We start from the raw sequence: 20,278 nt of genomic DNA, 5'->3' as shown, positions 1-20,278 counted from the left end.
CAGGAAAAGATTTGCACAAAGGCCAAAACTTTCTTAAAAAGTTCTTAGTTTGTAACCAAACATATCCACACACATCATTGCACTAATTAATTGATTGAATCCCAGCAATAAATTAGAATTTGGGAAAATATGTATCCAGGGATAAATCAACCAAAATTGAAAATTTTTTAAATTAAAAAGCCCTGAGAAAAATCCAGGGCTTTGTTTTATGAGCTTTAGTTTCTAATTAAGGATTCGCACTTGCTGCGGTTGGTAGTCAAAACCAAGTTTATTGGCACAAAAGCCATTATTCCGTACTTGATTTGGTTCAATTATTTTTCCCCAGTCCAAAGGAGTCACTACATACTGTATCCCTCCTTGCTGCTTAAAATCTGCGTTCCAAGAGTTATTAATCTTAACTTGATTCATATTAAATGCCAGTTGCCAGTTGTTAACCTTGGTATTGCCCTGATTTGTAATTTTGAAGCTGACACAAAATCCAGTTTCCCAGTTGGAATTGATCTCAGTAGTGACTTTTAGTTGGACAGTACTAGTAGGAGTTGCAGAAACAGAAGGAGATGGGGAGACAGAAGGAGTAGGAGTTGGAGAAACAGGAGGATTACTCGGTTGGTCTGGCGATTGAACTTGTACAGGTGGGAGTAGTTGGGACAGTAATTGCTGCTTGGGTAGATCAACACTTTGCCAATCATCTAGTAAAATTCCGGCTGTATCACTACTATTCGGATTCCAACTCCAGTAAGTAAAGCTCAAGTTATTTTTTTGAATGTATTTCACCAACTCATTTTGCCAAATTCCTTCTTTGGAATTTAAGTCTACTTTCCGTCCCCCAAACTCCCCAATCCAGATAGGAGCAATATTCTCACTAGCGATATAGTTAAATCCTATTTGCCAGCGATCAATTAGATTATTAGGAAAGTTAGAGTCATAAAAGTAGGGCTGATTGTACACCCCAGCACCATACTCATGAGGAGAATAGACTAGCTTATTAGAATGAGATAAACGTACTGGGTAGCGCTTCACACCTTCTAAATTCCCACCATACCAGTGCTGTAGCAGTTTTTGACCAGGAACATTCTTTTCTACTCCTTCAACAACAATCAGCCAATTAGGATTAACACTGAGAATCGCATTACCTGCGCGTTCTGCTGCTAGTCGCCAGTCGGTATTGATGTTGTTATCACCCCAGCTAGCTTTCCCGTGAGGTTCATTTTTTAAGTCTGCGCCAATAACGTTAGCTTGATTCTTGTATCGGATTGCTAACATTGTCCAAGTATCGATCCAGTCTGCTTCCGTAAAGCCGTCTCCATACCACAATTCAGGAATTTGCTGGTCGTTGAGACGGTGGCTGTCGAGCAGGATTAGCAATCCTTGACGTTGCGCTTCCTGAATAACTGAGTCCATTACCTCCAAGGGGGTTTTACCTTGAAGTTCTATGTTGCTACCAATTCCAAAGTCAATGCCACTGATATTAAGCGATCGCAATGCTGCTACAGAATAAGGCAACCGGATAACGTTATATCCTAAGCTTTTAATCTGCGCCAGCATTTCTTTATAATCTCGTTTCCATAAACCGTGAGGGGCGTGCGTATCAGTTTCCATACCAAACCAATTAACACCTCTGAGCAATACAACCTTGTCTTTCGTATCCACAATTGTTCTACCAATCGTTGAAAGTGGTAGCTCTATTGGCGTCGCAGCCATAGAAGCATCTAGCTGGATACTAGCAGGTGATTTAGTCAAAATAATTACTAAAAACACCACTAAACTTAGGGAAAACATCAGTAATTGCTTATGTAAGCTCAATGTTCTTGGTTTATTTTTATGGATAATTTGCATACTATATTACTTTTCTTGTAGAAGAATATCTAAGTTAACTTAACATATAAAGTATATAAAGCTTTTTACAAGGAAAATTTTTTTGCAGTATCTTTACGTAAAAGCTATTTTTGTAAATCTGATTTTTAGCCACTGATAAATTTTCGTATTATGATTACAAAGCATTTACTTTACAGCTTTTTATATTACTTAATTAATCTTCCGTACATCCGACCATCCTAATAATCTTAGAGCAATAATTGGCTACGATTGTTTCTGTATCTGCAAAAATTGGATAGTGGAGGTGAAAAACGCTAAAATATATGACTGGCAATACGTATAAATTTCTATCTATGTTTTGCATTTCCCCTTATATAATCTGTGTTAGTTGCTTAATTTACAAAAAATTTACGTAATTTACTGACTTCTTCATGAGTTTTCTATTGAAAACATCTCGGATAGAGAATAATTTAGATACTAAGGGAGTACAGATACTGAGCGACCGTGAAAACTCTATAAAAGCTAGATGTTATGAGCGGTAATTATATCTGATGCAATCTATCCATAGTCTTTTATTTGACAAAAACTTTTTTAATATGACACTTTCTGCACTGCAAAAATTATTACTACCATCTGCGATCGCTTCTCTAAGTGTATTTTCCTTAATGTCATTTCCCCTTGCTACACTAGGCGATAAGCAAATAGCCATCAAATTTCAGGAAGAACCTATTTTTGACGGGAAACTTAGAGATATTGCTATTCCTTACGTAGTTTTTGCAACTGCACTTAGTATAGGGTCTGGAATTTCAGCACTCGCTTTCTGTGGTTGGCGAAATTCTTCTTTCAAATCAGCGAAAATTCAGCAGGAATTATCTAATTTAGAACAACACCTACAGCAAAAAGAGGCATTACTAAAAGAATGGCAAGTTTCCGAGCCTCGGCTGCAAATTTCTGGATTGAACGCTTTTTTAGATGACGAGATACCTTTTGATCAAGCTTTCAGCTCAAAAAACTCTGCAATAACTGCATCTCAATCTATTGGAGCGCAAACCCCGATGCCAATGCACGCACAGTCAGTAAATCCTGTACCAAAAGTTGCAACTCAAAACACCCCTACCACTATAAGAGATAGTGCTGCTACTTCTGCATTTGCATCTGCCCAAACTTTCCTTGGCTATGCTCAAGAAAATCCCAACAACATCAAAGAAATTGCTGCTGCTGGTGAAGTAAATCAAACAGCAATCATGCCATCAGAATTTGAAGAGTTGCAAAAACAAATTAAACAGATGATGTTACAGATGCAGGCAATGCAGAAGAATTTGCAACTAACGTCTCAAGCAACAAATACTGAAGTAGAATCCACAGCTAAATTTCAGATTTACTATAATACTGTCCTTTAAAATCTACTCAAACCTGTTTATCAAAGAACAAAAGCTGAAGATAAACAGGTTTAATGTTCATTACCTACATCTTTATGTAATAGACAAATAACCAAAAAAACAAAGCATTAGAGAAGCAGAGGATAAGATTTAAACCACTCAAGAGCATAGAAGTATAGAGCAAGTGTCTTTAGGTATGAATTTTCTCTCTGCCTCTTTCATGAAGCTTCCGAAATTGCCATAACTCTTTTAATAAAGACAAAGCACTTTTCTCTATAGACAATGCCCACTGAATTAGTGGTTATTGGGTAATTAATATCTGGATGCCAGCGCTCATATTGAGGCTGGTATTCCTGTTTTTATCTATTAAAAAGCGAGTAATGGAGGGCTACAGTATCCCGTCCTCAATCAAGTAGGAAGTAGAGTAGGGGTACATAGACAGGATTATTTGATAGGTTTGATGCCCATCTTAATTCTCACCTGAGAAACTCTGAAGGAGTCATATAGGCATTCGTTTGCCTATTTTTAACCTGTGGAAGTAGGGTAGTTTTAGAAGCTACGGATTGCGGCGGGATTTGATATCGGTTTCCCCAACCACCATTCAAGTCTTCCGGTTGCGGACGAGGTGGTATTGTTTTCCCCGTAGGTAGGGGTATTGTTAAGGTTTGGCTAACTTGTAAATATTTTTCACCTTCGTTAGTAAAGCGAATCAACTTGCTTTCAAGCTTTTCAAGCTGTTGATTTTGTGACTTTAACTTTTGAGAGTTTTGATTATCTGGCTGTTCCCACTGACTAGCAGGATCGAAAATAGCTACAAATGTAACGCCATCTTCTGGAAACAGTCGTATTTGTGCTGGATTTGCTTGCCAGACTTCTTGGAAAGTACCATCGGGTGAAACTTGCCACAGATTCAGCGCAGCCTCCCATTGTCCCTGTTTCACTTCCACAATTTGACGAGCCAGAATTGAACGGTTAGTATTCGTGTCTGAGTTTAGCAAAGCTTCTGCTTGTCCTGATACTGGACGCAAATAACGCACAGCAGCTACTGTAATCTTGCTAGACTCAGGCAGATTGGTACTACCAACGACATTGTATACACCTTTACTTGATACAGGTTGTACATCTCCAATTCTCATCTCCACCTTTTCTTGTGCTTTTTGAACACATCCATAACTGGCAGCTAAAAGCATTAGGCAAATGGCTGTCTGGAGATTAGTAGGATATAAAGCTTTAAATTTAGTCAAAATAGTCTTTAAAGCAAGATTTTTCATGATAAAAGGCATTTTTATTTGGATTTTTTCCAATTAACTTAGGTTTTTACCTATTATGCCCAATTTATTTTTATAAATAACAAGTTTTATCGACTCTTAATCAATTAATTGAAAATTGCAAAGTTTATTCTATCTAGTGGTTAATACTCATTTAATTTGCTAAAGTAGCGACATTCAATAACCTAAATATGTAATTGTTACCCAACTAGGCTGATGAGGCAAACAGTACTCGATTGTTATAAATTTACTTTTCCAAGCCAGTACCACAAGGTTTATCTACTGCTTTGCACTGTCGCCGTCTCGATTTGCTGGGTACTGGCAGTGAGCGAAAAATCTTCAGCTCAAGTTAACCCATCTCAGCTACAGACTAGCGACTACCAATTAGGTTTAGTAGAACCGCTACCAGTGCCTAAATTACCCGTCAATAAGAGTCAATCGCAGCCAGCGCAAACATTGCCTCCTCCACCCCTAACGACTGGTGTAGCAGTTGCACCGATCGCCAATCCAGTGTCCAAAGTTGTAGAACCCAAACCAGTCAACGATCTCCAACAGCTAGAGAGTGTCTTCATCCAGCAGCAGGTAACTGGAAAAGCCCCGGTAGCAGCACGTAGTTCTGTTGCACCACAAGTGGCAGCAGGTGGGGACACTTCTGACCTTAATTTAGGATTGCAGGGAAAGATGAACGGCTCGGAGCCACTAAGTAGCTCAGTCCCACTGCCACCACTCCCCAACTCGGCTGCAACGCAAGAATTCACTGCACCAGCAGCACCAACTTTTAATCAACTACTCAGTTCTCAAACAGCCCCTCTGCCACCACTTCCCAACTCGGCTGCAACGCAAGAATTCACTGCACCAGCAGCACCAACTTTTAATCAACAATTACTCAATCCAGAGATAACACCATCAGTCCCTAGTATTATTCCCACTCCAAGCACAGCAGTGCCAGTTACCCAATCAGTAACGACTCAACAACGCCGCCAGCTCGCTAGCACTAGTTTAAGGGAACCCTCTTTACAATTCCAAGGAGTTTATATCACCCAAGGCGGCGACACCTCAGCACGAGCGAGAGTCACCGGAGTCTACCCACTGTCTCCTCAAGCCTTGGTTGGGGCAACCCTGGATTTAACAAGCGAAGGCAGCAACTTGGATGACTCCCGAAACGAGGGTTTGAACATTAACGAGCTGTATTTGGCGACTTCACTGGCAGGAGTGCCTAATCTGCGGTTTGTGATCGGTCAAATAGATTTAACGTCTTATTTTGATCGCAACAGCTTTGCTAAAGATGGAGCAAGTCAATTCTTTAATCCGGTATTTCAAACCAACCCAGCACTGGCGGCGACAGGGATTAGTTCACGTACTGGTTTGTTAGCCGATTGGAGTGTCACCGACAATATTGAAGCGAAAGCAGCAGTCTTTTCATCAGCAGACAAAATCGGTGACTTTTCTTTAGATGGATTTGCTGGCGAAATCGGCATCCGTTACGGCAATGCGATTATTCGTGGTACTTATGCCAGCGATCGCGACGCTGGTGTCCGTGATAGCTTCCTCGAAAGCTTTAGCATTGCCAGAGGTAACAATCAATTTGGCCCTGATGAAAACGATCGCGAAGAAGCATACGGTGTCAACGCCGAAGTCTTTATTCCCAATCTGAAATTAGGTTTGTTTGGGCGCTATGGTCGTTACGAAAACCGTACTTTAGGAGAGGGTGCAAATACTTACGTCTTGGGAGCTAGTTTTGTGGATCTGTTTACCCCAGATGACCGAGTAGGAATAGCTTATGGACGCGCTCTCTCTAATGATCGCCTCCGTCGTGGAGATCGTCCAGATGTATTGGAAATGTTCTATGATTTTAAATTTCTTGACAATCTCCGGCTAGGCTTTTCGGTTCAATCACGTGATGATTTCTCAGAAACAGTCTTCGGTATCAGGGTGAAATCAGAACTTGATGTCACTCCCAGAGGGAGAATCACTCAATGAGTCAAAACAATATAGATAAAAGGCAAAAGGCAAAAGCTAAAAAAATTAAATATCGTTCTCTTTTTACTTGTTCATTTTTCCTTTTTACTTACTTGCTAACTGTGCCACCCTTGGGCAGCATTGCCCCTGCTCAAGCGCAGAACTTATCGGCGTCAGCACAAAAGGGTTTTGCATTGTTAAAAAAAGGCTTGATTAATGATGCGATCGCAGCCTTCAAGCAAGCCCTCAAAAGTCAACCACAATCTTCCCAAGTTAGGTTAGGATTAGCGATCGCCTATCGTCGAGCCGGACGTATTCCCGAAGCTTGGAGTGCTTATCAACAAGTATTGGCAGTAGACTCCAACAACCAACTAGCTTTAAAGACAGTTGGTCTATTGGCTACTTATCGTCCTGAGTGGAACTTAAAAGGAATTGAGGCTCTGACAACTTTATTAGAGTTAAATCCTAATGACTCAGAAGGTCGTGGTTATCGGGCTGTACTCTACTCCTCTCCAGGACGATTAACTGAGTCCCTGGCAGACTACCAAATAGTACTGAACAACACCCCCACACCAGAGGCAGTCGTTGGTGCAGCTCAAACTTACAGTTATAGCGGGGATTTTCCTAAAGCACTGGAGTTGTTTAACCGCTATCGCTCCACTGGTAAAGCCATTACAGGGTATGCAGCAGTAGCCTACGGTCGCACCTTACGAGAAACAGACAATCCTGGAGGGGCAGTACAGGTGTTAGAAGCGCAGTTGCAGCGCTCCAAAAAACTTGACCAGATCGGGATTGAAACCCGCAAAGAACTGGCTGTAGCATACCTTGTCAATCAACAACAAGCTCAAGCGTTGGCGGTCTTAGATGTATTACAGGGAAGGCCAGATGCGATTTTGCCCTTAGCGCGATCACTCAATGAAATTCGCAAGTACACCAATAACCCCACCCTCACCCAGCAAGTTTTCAATCTCTACCGTCAAGCCCTCCAAACCGATCCCAACCCTTCCCCCAAACTAATGCGCGAAGTCGCTGATGTCTTTAGTGGGTTTCCTGAAGGACGACAAACAGCGCTGCAATTATATCGACGGGTGGCGTTAGAATTTCCTAACGATCAAAGTTTGCTGGTGCAGCAATTAGCTTTGGAAAATCAGCTAGGTTTACTCGGTAAAAATGACTTGAAACAGCGTTTGGCGACTGTAATCCAATCACTGCCGAGCGATCGCGTGCAGTTACAACAGCTAGCTAATGCCTTAGTGAACATTGATCTTCCCGACCCAGAATTTTTACCTGTGTATCAAAATATTTTGCAAACAGGGGTCAACGTACCGTTTTTGAATTTCCGGGTGGCGCAGATGTATGTGCAGCGCCAAGATTTGAATGGGGCAAGGCAAGCCTTGGCGGCTTACACAGCTACCCCCGCAGGTGCTAAAGACCTCGCACCCCAGTTATTGGCAGCAGAAATTGAGCGTCGTGAGGGTAGTCTCGAAGCTAGTGCCCAACGTTACCAAGCTGTGGTTGCTAGCAAGCCAAATAGTAGCGATATTATTGATGCTGCTTTGGGCGGACTGGCTGGAGTGCGACTGCAACAAAAGCGTTTTGATGAGGCTGTAACAGTTTATGACCAATTGATAGCTCGCAATCCTCAAAATTTGTCGATTCAATTAGGGCGTGCTAGTATCGCCTATCAAGCCAAGCGAATCTCCCAACCAGAAGCAGAGGCAGTTCTCAACAATTGGTTAGCCACACAACCTGCAACCAATACTCCTCCAGAACTATACAGTTTGTTAGGAGCGCTGCCTACTGATCCGCAAAGAGAAGCTTTATATAGTTACCTGCTAGAAGTTGATCCTAGTTCCATACCACTACAACTGCGCCTCTTACAGGTGATAGCAAAACGCAATCCTGCCCAAGCACAAGCGCGGATGAAGCAGTTGATTGCTCGCATTCCCAACACTCCTGACTCATACCAGTTGCAAGCCGAGTTGGCTCGATCTGTAGGTGATTTTAATTTGGCTAGCAGTACCTATCAGAAGATTTTGGCGCAGCAACCAGATAACATCGATGCCCTAGCGGGTTTGGGCGGAATTCGCTTTGAACAGCGCCGCTTTGAATCGGCACAGGAGATTTATGCTCAAGTGTTGGCACAAAAACCGGAAGATAAAGGCGCACGCCGCGCCCTCGCTGGATTGAATGCAATTTTAGATCAGCCTTTGACAGCAATAGCACAGCTAGAACAACTGCAACTAGAAGCAGCCGCAGAAGGAGGAAACGATAGTGATGCATCTCGGCAAATACAGCAAATCCAAACAGACTTTCTGCTACGACGAGGATTTCAGCCCCCTTGGGAAGACTATCAACGTCGAAACAGAAATTAGCTTAAATTCCTTCATGAAAGTTAATTTTCAACAACTACAAGGGAACAATAAGGGCAGGAAGATCGCACTCTTGCACTCTTCCCATCAGCTAATGTTTTACAAATCAAACTGTTCTTAGGATGTGGTACCTCCCAAGAGTGGCAGCTATTGCCAGCCTGATTGGTTTATCTGCCTGTATCTCTAGTTACTGGGCAGCAAAACCTAAAACACCGGATCAGCAAACACCGGTGGCAAACGTCCCCACTGAAGGTAGTAGTCAAAATCTCGCTGGATTATTAGCTGATCTCCCTAAATCCACCCCCAACCGGGAATTACTAGCCCAAAGTTGGGATAGCTACCGCCAAAGATTTATTCAGTCAGATGGGCGAGTAATTGATTACGAAGCAAGCGATCGCTCAACTAGTGAAGGTCAAGCTTATGCTTTGCTACGAGCAGTACTGATTAATGATCCGGCAACTTTTGCCCTGACTTTAAACTGGTCGGAAAATAACCTTCAGCGCCAAGCGGATGGTAAACGCACAGATCATTTGTGGGCTTGGAAGTGGGGACGAAAGGAAGATGGTAATTGGGGTAGCATCGACACCAACTTTGCCAGTGATGGGGATATAGATGCGATTACTGCCCTGATTTTGGCATCACGGCGTTGGAATCGTCCCGAATACCTGGAACTGGCAAAACTTAAACTGCAAGATTTGTGGAACTTGTCCACCATCTCAAAAACCCAAGGTAAGCGCTACCTCTTACCAGGGCCTGTAGCTGCATTTGTCCCGAATGCATCTACCCTTTACCTGAATCCCTCTTATTTTGCACCCTATGCTTTTCGCATCTTTGCACAAGTTGACCCCCAACATGATTGGTTGAGTTTGGTAGACAGCAGCTATCAAGTGCTAGAAAATTCCGCAAAGCTTTCTAGCGTAGGTTTACCCAGTGACTGGGTAGCTCTAAATACCAAAACAGGACAATGCCAAATCCTACCAGCATCTAGCACTCTGAAGAGTTTGTATGGCTTTGATGCCTATCGGGTGTGGTGGCGTTTGTCGTTGGATGCTGCCTGGTTCAACTCACCCCAAGCGCAACGCTATCTAGCGACATCCACTCAGCACCTGCAAAAACTGTGGATTAAACAATCGAGTCTACCAGCACGCATTGATCTCCAAGGGAAAGCATTAGTGGATTACGAAGCTACATCCCAATACGCTATGTTGTATGCCGCTATGCAGTTGGTGGAACCAGCGATCGCTCAAGAACTGCTTGTGAAAAAAATACTGCCTCAATACAAGCAGGGAATTTGGGGTGATCAATCTGCTTATTACACCCAGAATTTGGCTTGGTTAGGATTGCTACCTCCAAAGACAATTCCCCAGCGACTGCTTAAATAACATTCGTTGAGGCTGAGTTAGAGCCACGGGCTTCCCAGATACCTCTTACTCCCGTTGATTTCCTTTAAAAAATTCGATGGGATGATTTTTAAATTCTAAAAGCAACAAAATACTTGTGCTTTTTGCATAAAAAGTTTGAGTAAATTAACCCTAAAATCACGCTCTACCATGAAGCATTTGTTTCATCTTTCCCAAATTAGTAAAAAAGCAATTATTGTTACTTCTTGCTTTTTTTTGTTTCCTAGTTCATTATTGAGCGCTCAAGCTGAAACTAAAGGCGAGCTGCAACAACAAGTAACTTTATTAGCTCAAGCAACGACATTAGAAAGTACTAGTAAAGCAGACTTAAAAGCTCCTAGTGCCAAGAATCTGGCAACTTACACCCTAGAATTTAATCGTAGTCCGATTGTGGGCAACCGGATGCGCTTGCGCGGGGTTTACTCAGAAGGTCGTCTTGCCTTTACCCGTCCTCGTGGCTGGAAACTAGATCGGGGTAAGGTACAAGCTTTAATCCGTTTTCAACACTCACCATCGCTGTATGCCAATCGCTCTAACCTGACCGTGCTAGTCAATGGCACCAGTGTTGGTAGCGTACCACTCAACCGCAAAGAGTCCCAAGTAGGTCAAGTACTGTTCAATATCCCACCAAAGCTGGTTCAAGACTATAACGAACTCATATTGGTAGCACAGCAGAATAACACCCTCGAATGTAGCGACCCTAGTAGCCCCGACTTGTGGACAGAGATTCTGCCAGATTCCAAATTAATCTTAAACTATGAACGGCAGCCGATTCCTTTGAATTTCAGCCGCTATCCTTATCCTTTCTTTGACGAACTCGGCTTAGAAACTAACCAAATTGCTTATTTGCAACCGAGTCAAGTTAATCAATCCTGGCTGACAGCAGCAGCTCGCTTACAAGCGGCATTGGGCAGAATCGCAGATTTTCGCCCAATTCAGACGAGTTTGGTGTCTGATGTTGCAAATGTGAAGGCAAGCGATCGCTTGGTAATCATTGGTACTCCAAATGAGCAACCAACCCTAAATACTTGGAAGAATTTGCCCCTGAAAGTCGTTAGCAATCAAATTCTTGATCGTGATAACAATCCCGTACCAGATGAAACTGGGGTATTGATGATCACTAAAACTGAAAAGAACGGGGTTCCGGTTTTAATTGCCACTGGCAACAGCACAAAAGCTGTGGAAAAGGCAACCCAATTTTTATCACAGCCAGACTTGCGGAAAATGGGGACTGGTCAGGTAGTTTTCGTCGATACCCTCAAGGAAGGCTCGATACCAGGACTCCGCCAATGGCCTCGTTATTTACCAGAACAAAATTCTTTTAAACTGGGCGACATCAAAACCCAGGTCAATGGTGAGCCGTTTAATGATGTAACTGTACGTGGGATGGGAGCGCCGCCAATTGAAGTTGATTTTCGCGCTTTGCCGGATGATAGATTTGTCCGGGGTAGTTCTATGAATCTGGTGTACAGCTACGGGCCGCAGGTTAATCCGCGAACTTCTGCGATCGAAGTTTTACTGGATGGAGTTTTCATCGGTGGGGCACGTCTTGATTCGGAGTCGGGAGAAACTCGCAAAAACCTCAAAGTCAATTTGCCGGAAAACTTGATCAAACCCAACTCGAAACTGCAAGTTTTCTTCAGGATGAATCCTAGAGAACCGTTTGATAAACAGAACTGTCTTCAGCCACCAGATCAACAACTTACAGGGACGGTGCATTCTGATACTAGCTTCGACCTGAAGCGGGAAATTTCTACACAACTACCAGACTTAAACCTGCTGAAATTTGGTTTCCCCTTTGCTGCACCACAGGATTTGTCTCAGACGGCGATTGTCGTGCCACAAATCCCCTCGAAGACAGATATCTTGACCTTGTTAGCTTTTAGCGAACGCTTAGGAAGGCTCAGTCAAGCAGATGCTGTCAAACTAAATGTTTATACATCGGATGCTTTGCCCACAAAAGTCCGCAAAAATGACCATTTGGTAGGAATTGGAACGCGAGAAGATTTTCCTTTTCCCGAAGTGTTTAATTCCACTGGCTTCAACTTGAACCAAGCATTTTCCCGCTCCTCTGCCAATGCTGTGGTTCAGACCCCACAGGACACACAAGGCATGATTAAGCAAATTATCTCTCCTTGGAACAGCGATCGCGTCGTTCTAGCTTTAACATCTCAAACCGAAACTGGTTTAGAGCGAGTGCGGCAAGTCCTCAATCAAGATCCGTGGTTCTTCCAACTTAAAAAGGATACGGTGCTAATTAGTAGCGATCAAAAAGACTCAGTTTCCGACGATGCTGATGCCTATCAACTACAGTTTTTTGAAAGCGCCCCGAATAGTCGTCGCTGGGAAAATACCACTCCCCTGAGCAAAGCATCACGCTTTTTACAAGAAAATTGGCTATTGCTACCTGTAGGCATTTTCAGTGTGTCTCTAATTCTTTACGGGATTCTTCAGTTGTATCTCAAGCGGCTGACTGCTGAGAAAAAATAGACACTTTCGGTTAGGTATCGCCAATTTTAAATTTCAAAATTTAGATCCAAAATGTCTTCTTCTCCACACACATCGCCCCGGAAATCACGCGATCGCCAGCGCTTAAAATTGAGCAATTGGTTGATTGATATTACCCCCCGCTTTTTTGACCGCACTCTTCAAAAGGTGGGTGTTAAACAATTTAAGTGGTTGATCCTGCTGCTATTATTGCTCTCAGTGCCACTGATTGTTACCCCGATAGAAGTTTGGCAGCAGGGATTGGTAGCAGTGTTTCTCGTGCTACTCGGTCAACTGCTTATACACGCAGAGTTTCAAGAGTCCTCTTCAGAAATCAGCCAGTATTATCATCTGTTTATGCTGTGGCTGAGTATGGTAACAACGCTGCGTTATTTGTACTATCGCACCAGCTATACCCTCAACTTTGATGGTTGGCTCAACAGCATCGCTTGCGTATTGTTATTAGCGGCCGAACTTTATGCCATCCTCACCTTGGTATTGGCATACTTTCAAACCCTGAAAATTCAAGAACGCGAACCAGTTAATCTCACAACCATTCCTGTTGACGAATGGTTCAAAGTTGATATCTACATCCCCACTTACAACGAAGACGTGGAGATTGTTCGTAAGACTGCCGTGGCAGCCTTGGCCTGTGATTATGCTCCTGATAAAAAACAGGTTTATATTCTTGATGATGGTCGTCCAGAAAAATATAAAGAGAACGACCCACGCCGTGAACAGTTTAGCGCCAGACGGGAACAGCTACAGCAAATGTGCGAAGAACTTGGCTGTACACACATGGCGCGGGACAATAACGACCACGCTAAGGCTGGTAATATCAATACTGCCTTTTATAAAACTGACGGCGATTTAGTATTGATTTTGGACTGTGACCACATTCCATCGCGGCAAATTCTCTTGCATACAATGGGTTTTTTCTTCGATCCCAAAGTATCGTTTGTCCAAACTCCTCACTGGTTCTATAATCCCGACCCCTTCGAGCGTAATTTGGTCACCAAAGGTAGAATACCCGCAGGCAATGAACTGTTTTACAAGGTGCTGCAAAAAGGTAACGATTTTTGGAATGCTGCTTTTTTCTGCGGTTCCGCAGCATTAATCCGCAAATCCCACGCTTTAGAAGTTGGGGGAATTGCGGTGGAAACCGTGACGGAAGATTGCCACACCGCCTTGCGATTGCATTCCCTGGGTTACAAATCTGTCTACTACGACAAAATTATGGTGGCTGGTTTAGCGCCAGAAACGTTTTCTTCTTACGTAGGACAACAAGTGCGTTGGGCAAGGGGGATGGCGCAGATTCTGCGATTGGAAAATCCCGTTTTTAATCCGAAGCTGAACCTGACATTTGCTCAGAGGATTTGTTATTTCAGTGCGACTTCCCACTTTTTGTATGGTTATCCCCGTCTAATATATGCGATCGCTCCCACGCTATTTTTATTATTTGGCGTTAACTCTGTCCAAGGTTTGGGTTTAGAAACTCTAGCCTACGCCCTACCCCATATTCTCCTCTCCCTTTTTACCAACTACATCATTTACAAAAACGTCCGTTTCTCCTTCTGGAACGAAATTTTTGAATTTGCGATGGCTTTCCAGGCTGGGTGGGTGACGATGTTAGCACTGTTTAATCCCAAGCTGGGTTCATTTAATGTTACCGACAAAGGAACGTCTATAACCAAACGCACCTTTGACTGGGAATCGATGCGTGGTCTTTTGGTGGTGACAGGACTTGTAGTCTCTTCCTTGCTAGCTGTTCCCTATTGGCTGCTGCTACATCCTGAAGATTGGCAAGCAGTCTTAGTCAACACCATGTGGTCTATTTTTAATCTGGTTTTGCTGATAGCTGCTTTGCTGGTTGGCTTTGAACAACCACAAGTACGTACTGCCCACCGTTTACAGCGTCGTCTCCCCATCTTAATTACCAGTAACGGTCAAACAATCATGGGCAAAACGGTCAATATTTCAGAAACTGGGGCATTAATTTCTTTGGAAACTTGGCCTAATTTACTGGATGAAGTAGAAGTTGAGGTGATGGGAGATTATACTGCTAGCGCCTCTTTAACAGCGCAGATTGTCCGAGTCTCTCCTATTAATGACACAGAAACGCTTTTGGCTGTTGATTTTGTGAAGCTAAACAATGCCCAACGCGATGCTTTAACTCTAGTTTTGTATTCTGATGTCCGGGAGTGGTATTCTCAAAAAGGGCAGTATGTAGACCGACCCATAGCTTCCCTGGGATTCCTAGCCACGAGTCTGACTCGGGCCTTGCGTGACGTGAAACAAACTAGCGGTAAAAAGGTACGCAAGCAGGTAAATACCAATAGCCAACTCTACTGGGATGGTAACTTTTTCTTTGGAGTAGCCACAGAGCTAGGAACAACCGGTTTGCGCTTGGAAATAGAGGATAAAAAAGCCGTGTCTTCTCACAAAATGCTCGGACAACAGGATTTGCATACGATGCGAAGTGTTAAACCATTGGTTGGTTTACTGTTAAATCAGGATGCCGATAATTTATCATCTAACCGATTTGTTGCCGAAATTTATGCAGTAGAAGAACAGGCAAATGGCAAGATTACGCTCGAGTTAATTTTTCCAGAAAAATTCAAGGAACGCCAAGACACCAAAATTAAACAACTGTTGCAGGTTCTGTAGCAACTAGGACTAGGGCGTGTTTTCAAACCTCTCCTTAACACCCCAGTCTTTGAAGATCCCCCCAGCCCCCCAATTTATCGGGGGGCTTTTAGAGTTTCTTTCCCCTCTTTTTAACAATGGGGGTTTAAGTCCCCAGCAAGATAGGTGTAGCGAACTGCAAACATAAACGCTTCAAACCACAAACAAGGCATTTTTGAAACCACCAGAACTTACGCATTGACAAAATTCACCCAAATATAGGCTTTGTCAGGTGCTTCCCGCTTAAATAGCATAAATTATCTCACTTGTCAATATATTTTGTTATATCTATACCATATAGCGATTTCAATTTCTAAACTACTTTCTGAAGACATATAGGTAGATATACTTAATATTTGCTTCAGGTTTTATCTGCTAGGAGTTTAATCAAACGGTGATTTTTAGGTAGCGCAGATAGCTGCGCTACTGAAAAAGATGCAATATTTCGCGCATCAAGGAGCTAAAAGCTAAATTCTTAACGCTAGCTTAAATAATTGTTTGTAGATGTCTTACCAAATCTGCTGCTTGTTTTACACCCTCAATCCGTTCCACAGGCTGACCCTGCTTAAATAAGACTAAAGTTGGTAGAGCGGAGATTTCATACTGACTAGCCAACTCCGTGTACTTTTCGGTGTCGATTTTGACAATCCGCAGGCGATCTTTGAGTTGGGCATTGACTTGTTCTAAAATTGGCACCATCATTTGACACGGGCCACACCATTCAGCATAAAAATCTACCAATACAGGTACATCAGAAGCAGAGAGCATCTCTTCAAAGCTGTTAAATTGTTTTTTAGTTGCCATGTCATACACACCGATTTTCTATTGTTTGATTCCAATATTAATACTTGCTATCTGGAATCAGTGTAAACTCATTTTATTTTTATTGTTGTTGGATTTTACTACCAATCCAAAAGGTATAGATACCTTGTTTCGGGTGGTGTAGTTATAGGGTAATATTTAAATTTAACATTCAAAGTATATAAGTATTAAGTACAAATCACCATAAGATAATTAGCGCGGTGATTCAAAATGTTGAGGAATATTTCATGGAAGTTTTGAGTGAAAATTTGCAGGGCTTACGGGGACAGGTAGCTATTATTACGGGTGCTTCACGGGGAATTGGGCGAGCGATCGCAATTGAATTAGCCGCACAGGGAGCCAATATAGTTGTTAATTATGCCAGTTCTAGTGCAGCTGCCGACGCAGTTGTTACAGAAATTATCGATGGGGGAGGTCAAGCGATCGCTTTTCAAGCTGATGTTTCTAAAATTGATCAAGTAGACGCACTGGTTAACGCCGTCATGGAAAAGTTTAGCCGTGTGGATATCTTAGTCAACAACGCAGGTATTACCCGCGACACATTGCTTTTGCGCTTGAAGTTAGAAGATTGGCAAGCTGTGATAGACCTTAATTTGACTGGTGTTTTTTTATGTACACGCGCCGTCAGTAAAATCATGCTCAAACAGCGATCGGGGCGGATTATCAATATTACCTCCGTAGCTGGACAAATGGGCAACGCAGGTCAATCAAACTATAGCGCCGCTAAAGCAGGTGTCATCGGCTTTACCAAAAGCGTTGCCAAAGAACTTGCTTCTCGTGGCATCACAGTTAACGCCGTCGCCCCTGGCTTCATCGCCACCGACATGACCAGTGATCTCAAGAACCCCGAAGATATTCTCAAATACATCCCACTCGCTCGTTTCGGGCAACCAGAAGAAGTCGCTGGGATGGTGCGCTTTCTCGCCGCCGATACTGCCGCAGCCTACATCACCGGACAAGTATTTAATGTCGATGGCGGTATGGTGATGGCGTAAATAGTCCTTACTTAGGAGTTAGTAATTTTTGTAGGGTGCGTTACGCCATAAGCTAACGCGCCATCTTAATACCAAATCCCTAAAAATATGATGCATATTATAAAAGAGTTTAACTAGTATGCAAGATTTATTTAAACGTTTAAATAATATAGGTTATGAGAGTGGTATCTCAACTTTCTCAAAAGTAAACTTAACATAGAAGTCAAGAACGGAAATACCTTGCTAATATAGGACTCATATTTGATTTTTGAACAAACTCAGTACAACTTAAAGGGACTTCTTCCCTACTTCCCACTCCTAGCCTACGCAAATAATTTCAGAAATCAAATCGGATTGCTATATGCATTACTTTTAATGTAGATGTAGCATTTTGAAAAAATTTAAACAGACTTCCCTGAACAGTCAGAGGTGGGGAAATGACTAGGATTGTTAAAAAATGTTAATCTGTTCTTTAGATAGCCATGCTGCGGACTAGGTATAACATTTAAATTTATTAATAAAAGTTAATGAAAGCTGCACACATTGATACAGAAATGGCAAGACTAGAAGCTCTGCGCCAGTATCAAATTCTTGACACTGAACCCGAAGAAGCCTACGACAATCTTGCTCAGTTAGCGGCATTCATTTGTGGCACTCCTATCTCCTTGGTAAATTTTATTGATGAAAACCGTCAGTGGTTTAAGTCAAAAGTAGGCTTAGATATATCAGAAATGCCTCTGAGTAGTGGGTTCTCATACCTTTGCCAAGAGCGGCGTAACGTTGTAGTGGTTACGGATACTCTAGCTGATGAAAAATTGGCAAAGAATTCGCTAGTGACTGGCTATCCCTATGTGCGGTTTTATGCAGGTGTACCCCTAATTACTCCTAAGGGAGATATGCTGGGAACTCTGTGTGTAATTGACCAAGTTCCACGGCAATTGAGCCAAAAACAAATGGAGGCGTTTGTAGCTCTAAGTCGTTTGGTAATCGACCAACTAGAACTCAGGCGTCATGTAATTGAGATATCTCAAATTACCGAGAAACTAATGACGCACGAGCAAGCAGCTCGCGCTCAATCTGAAGCTGCGAGAACCCGGATGACTAATCTGCTCGAAAGCATCACTGATGGTTTTTTTGCCCTGGATAAAAAGTGGCGATTCACCTACGTCAATGGTCAAGCAGAACGGCTGTTGCAAAAAAACCAGAATGAAATATTGGGTCAAAGCATCTGGAAAGTGTTTCCAGAAATCATTGGCACAACATTCTATCGTGAGTATCATCGGGCAATTTTAGAACAGGTAAGTGTGGAATTTGAGGAGTTTTATCCGCCACTAAACTGCTGGCTTCAAGTCCACGCTTATCCCGCAAGAGACGGCTTATCTGTTTATTTCCAAGACATTACTGAACGACGGAAAACAGCAGAAGCACTAGAAGAGAGTGAAAAACGCTGGCAATTAGCATTAGATGGTAATAATGATGGGATTTGGGATTTGAACCTCAAGACTAATCAAGTGTTCTTCTCAACTCGATGGAAAAAAATGTTGGGGTATAAAGACGACGAAGTTTCCAACGGTTGGGATGAATGGAAAAAACGAATCCATCCCGATGAGCGAGATTGGGTACTTCAAGCCTTCCAAGACCACTTTGCCAAGAAAACACCGTTTTACGTCTGTGAATATCGAGTCCAATGCCAAGACGGCAGCTATAAATGGATTCTAGATCGAGGACAGGCACTTGGGGACGCATTAGGTGATATAGTACGGATGGTCGGTTCTTATACTGATATCACAGATCGCAAGCAAGCAGAAGAGGAATTAAAACGGCAAAATCTGCGATCGCAACTATTTGCTGAAATCACTCTGAAAATTCGAGAATCTTTACAAATTGAGGAAATTCTTCAGACTGCGGTTACTGAGGTGCAAAAACTACTACAAGCTGACCGAGTTTTGATTTTTCAACTAGAGACTGACGGTTCGGGAACAGTGGTACAAGAAACGGTGCTACCTGGTTGGCCGGTAATTCTAGGAAAAAATCTGCTCGACACCTGTTTTAAAGAAGAATACTTAGAAAGATATCGCCAAGGAAGAGTTAGTAAAATTGAAGACATTGAATCTTCTGATATTAGCCCCTGCCATCGAGAATTTCTTGGGCAGTTTGCTATCAGAGCTAACCTCGTAGTACCAATTATCGTCAGGCAAGGTATTTGGGGCTTGTTGCTGGCTCATCAATGTGCTGCACCTCGACAGTGGAATAACTTTGAGACGGAGTTGTTAGAACAACTAGGTAACCAAATTGGAATTGCTTTATCTCAAGCGCAACTATTAGAAAAAGAAACCCAGCAAAGTCAAGAACTGGCGCGTTCTAATGCGGAATTAGAACAGTTTGCCTACGTCGCTTCCCATGATTTGCAAGAGCCGTTGCGGATGGTAACTAGTTATTTACAGCTACTAGAGCGAAGATACAAAAATAAACTAGATGCCAATGCCGATCAGTTTATCACCTACGCTGTAGATGGGGCACACCGGATGCAGACGCTAATTAATGATTTATTGAACTATTCCCGCGTCAGCAGCCGTGGTCAGCCTTTTATGCCAGTTGATGGTAATGTTGTGTTAGGAGTTGCGATCGCTAATCTTCAACTGGCGATCGTCGAAAGTAAAGCAGTTGTCACTCATGATCCTCTACCGGAAGTGATGGCTGATGCCACCCAATTGATCCAAGTATTTCAAAACCTCATCGGCAACGCCATCAAATTTTGCCAGAATCAGCAGCCACAAATTCATATTGGGGTAGTGAAGAGAGATATAAAAGCTGGGGAAGAAAATACTACCTCATCCTTCCCACTCCCCACTCAACTCAACGAATATTTGTTTTGGGTGCGCGATAATGGTATAGGTATAGAAGCCCAGTATGTTAAACGAATTTTTATAATTTTTCAACGCTTGCATGGTATAAACAAGTATCCAGGTACTGGAATTGGTCTAGCAATTTGTCAGAAAATTATAGAACGCCACGGCGGACATATCTGGGTTGAGTCGAAACCGAGTCAAGGCTCGACTTTCTACTTCACAATTCCAGATAGAGCAGGTAAGCAATCGTGAGCAGCGAAAAGGCAAT

At 42.7% G+C, this 20,278-nt stretch carries 11 protein-coding genes; 8 read left to right on the top strand and 3 right to left on the bottom strand.

Annotated features, from left to right (window positions below):
* Positions 1–222 precede the first annotated feature (222 nt).
* Positions 223–1,779 carry a cellulase family glycosylhydrolase gene (locus tag ACEW80_RS25500; protein ID WP_373529272.1) on the bottom strand — a complete coding sequence of 519 codons (1,557 nt, stop codon included), beginning with the start codon at positions 1,777–1,779 and terminating at the stop codon, positions 223–225.
* A 632-nt stretch (positions 1,780–2,411) separates the two neighbouring features.
* Between ACEW80_RS25500 and ACEW80_RS25495 the strand changes: the two genes are divergently transcribed.
* Positions 2,412–3,215, top strand: coding sequence for a hypothetical protein (locus ACEW80_RS25495; protein ID WP_373529271.1), 804 nt, complete (start codon positions 2,412–2,414; stop codon positions 3,213–3,215).
* A 455-nt stretch (positions 3,216–3,670) separates the two neighbouring features.
* Here ACEW80_RS25495 and ACEW80_RS25490 read toward each other — a convergent pair whose 3' ends face one another.
* Positions 3,671–4,465: a hypothetical protein gene (locus ACEW80_RS25490; RefSeq protein WP_373529270.1), complete on the bottom strand. Its 795-nt coding sequence runs from the start codon at positions 4,463–4,465 to the stop codon at positions 3,671–3,673.
* 213 nt (positions 4,466–4,678) lie between these two features.
* Here ACEW80_RS25490 and ACEW80_RS25485 point away from each other — a divergent pair, with 213 nt between their 5' ends.
* The 5 genes from ACEW80_RS25485 to bcsA all read left to right on the top strand — a co-directional run bounded on the left by ACEW80_RS25485 (position 4,679) and on the right by bcsA (position 15,347).
* Positions 4,679–6,442: a carbohydrate porin gene (locus ACEW80_RS25485; RefSeq protein ID WP_373529269.1), complete on the top strand. Its 1,764-nt coding sequence runs from the start codon at positions 4,679–4,681 to the stop codon at positions 6,440–6,442.
* On the top strand, positions 6,439–8,796 hold the full coding sequence (locus tag ACEW80_RS25480) for a tetratricopeptide repeat protein (protein ID WP_373529268.1): 2,358 nt from the start codon (positions 6,439–6,441) through the stop codon (positions 8,794–8,796). The genes ACEW80_RS25485 and ACEW80_RS25480 overlap by 4 nt, the downstream gene beginning before the upstream one ends.
* A 119-nt stretch (positions 8,797–8,915) precedes the next feature.
* Entirely contained in the window at positions 8,916–10,175 is a 1,260-nt protein-coding gene (locus ACEW80_RS25475) for a glycosyl hydrolase family 8 (protein ID WP_373529267.1), read from the top strand.
* A gap of 168 nt (positions 10,176–10,343) precedes the next feature.
* Positions 10,344–12,683 carry a cellulose biosynthesis cyclic di-GMP-binding regulatory protein BcsB gene (locus tag ACEW80_RS25470; RefSeq protein WP_373529266.1) on the top strand — a complete coding sequence of 780 codons (2,340 nt, stop codon included), beginning with the start codon at positions 10,344–10,346 and terminating at the stop codon, positions 12,681–12,683.
* Between the two features lie 51 nt (positions 12,684–12,734).
* Positions 12,735–15,347, top strand: a complete 2,613-nt coding sequence (gene bcsA, locus ACEW80_RS25465) for a UDP-forming cellulose synthase catalytic subunit (RefSeq protein ID WP_373529265.1) — start codon at positions 12,735–12,737, stop codon at positions 15,345–15,347.
* A 504-nt stretch (positions 15,348–15,851) separates the two neighbouring features.
* Here bcsA and trxA read toward each other — a convergent pair.
* A complete protein-coding gene (trxA, locus tag ACEW80_RS25460) occupies positions 15,852–16,169 on the bottom strand; it encodes a thioredoxin (RefSeq protein ID WP_373529264.1) in 318 nt (105 codons plus the stop codon).
* Positions 16,170–16,414: 245 nt separating this feature from the next.
* On the opposite strand from trxA, the gene fabG reads away from it, so the two are divergent.
* Positions 16,415–17,182 carry a 3-oxoacyl-[acyl-carrier-protein] reductase gene (fabG, locus tag ACEW80_RS25455; RefSeq protein ID WP_373529263.1) on the top strand — a complete coding sequence of 256 codons (768 nt, stop codon included), beginning with the start codon at positions 16,415–16,417 and terminating at the stop codon, positions 17,180–17,182.
* A 506-nt stretch (positions 17,183–17,688) separates the two neighbouring features.
* Positions 17,689–20,262, top strand: coding sequence for a GAF domain-containing protein (locus ACEW80_RS25450; RefSeq protein WP_373529262.1), 2,574 nt, complete (start codon positions 17,689–17,691; stop codon positions 20,260–20,262).
* The last annotated feature ends 16 nt before the right edge of the window (positions 20,263–20,278 follow it).

Source organism: Nostoc sp. (assembly GCF_041747015.1).
In the GTDB taxonomy this organism is placed as follows: Bacteria; Cyanobacteriota; Cyanobacteriia; order Cyanobacteriales; family Nostocaceae; genus Nostoc.
The sequence above is the reverse complement of the archived record's forward strand: the minus strand, read 5'-3'. Positions and strand labels throughout refer to the sequence as shown.

Excerpts from the sequence above, each read along its gene's own strand:
- ACEW80_RS25500 (WP_373529272.1), bottom strand. The coding sequence starts at position 1,779 with ATGTTTTCCCTAAGTTTAGTGGTGTTTTTAGTAATTATTTTGACTAAA.
- ACEW80_RS25495 (WP_373529271.1), top strand. The coding sequence starts at position 2,412 with ATGACACTTTCTGCACTGCAAAAATTATTACTACCATCTGCGATCGCT.
- ACEW80_RS25490 (WP_373529270.1), bottom strand. The coding sequence starts at position 4,465 with ATGAAAAATCTTGCTTTAAAGACTATTTTGACTAAATTTAAAGCTTTA.
- ACEW80_RS25485 (WP_373529269.1), top strand. The coding sequence starts at position 4,679 with ATGAGGCAAACAGTACTCGATTGTTATAAATTTACTTTTCCAAGCCAG.
- ACEW80_RS25480 (WP_373529268.1), top strand. The coding sequence starts at position 6,439 with ATGAGTCAAAACAATATAGATAAAAGGCAAAAGGCAAAAGCTAAAAAA.
- ACEW80_RS25475 (WP_373529267.1), top strand. The coding sequence starts at position 8,916 with ATGTGGTACCTCCCAAGAGTGGCAGCTATTGCCAGCCTGATTGGTTTA.
- ACEW80_RS25470 (WP_373529266.1), top strand. The coding sequence starts at position 10,344 with ATGAAGCATTTGTTTCATCTTTCCCAAATTAGTAAAAAAGCAATTATT.
- bcsA (WP_373529265.1), top strand. The coding sequence starts at position 12,735 with ATGTCTTCTTCTCCACACACATCGCCCCGGAAATCACGCGATCGCCAG.
- trxA (WP_373529264.1), bottom strand. The coding sequence starts at position 16,169 with ATGGCAACTAAAAAACAATTTAACAGCTTTGAAGAGATGCTCTCTGCT.
- fabG (WP_373529263.1), top strand. The coding sequence starts at position 16,415 with ATGGAAGTTTTGAGTGAAAATTTGCAGGGCTTACGGGGACAGGTAGCT.
- ACEW80_RS25450 (WP_373529262.1), top strand. The coding sequence starts at position 17,689 with ATGAAAGCTGCACACATTGATACAGAAATGGCAAGACTAGAAGCTCTG.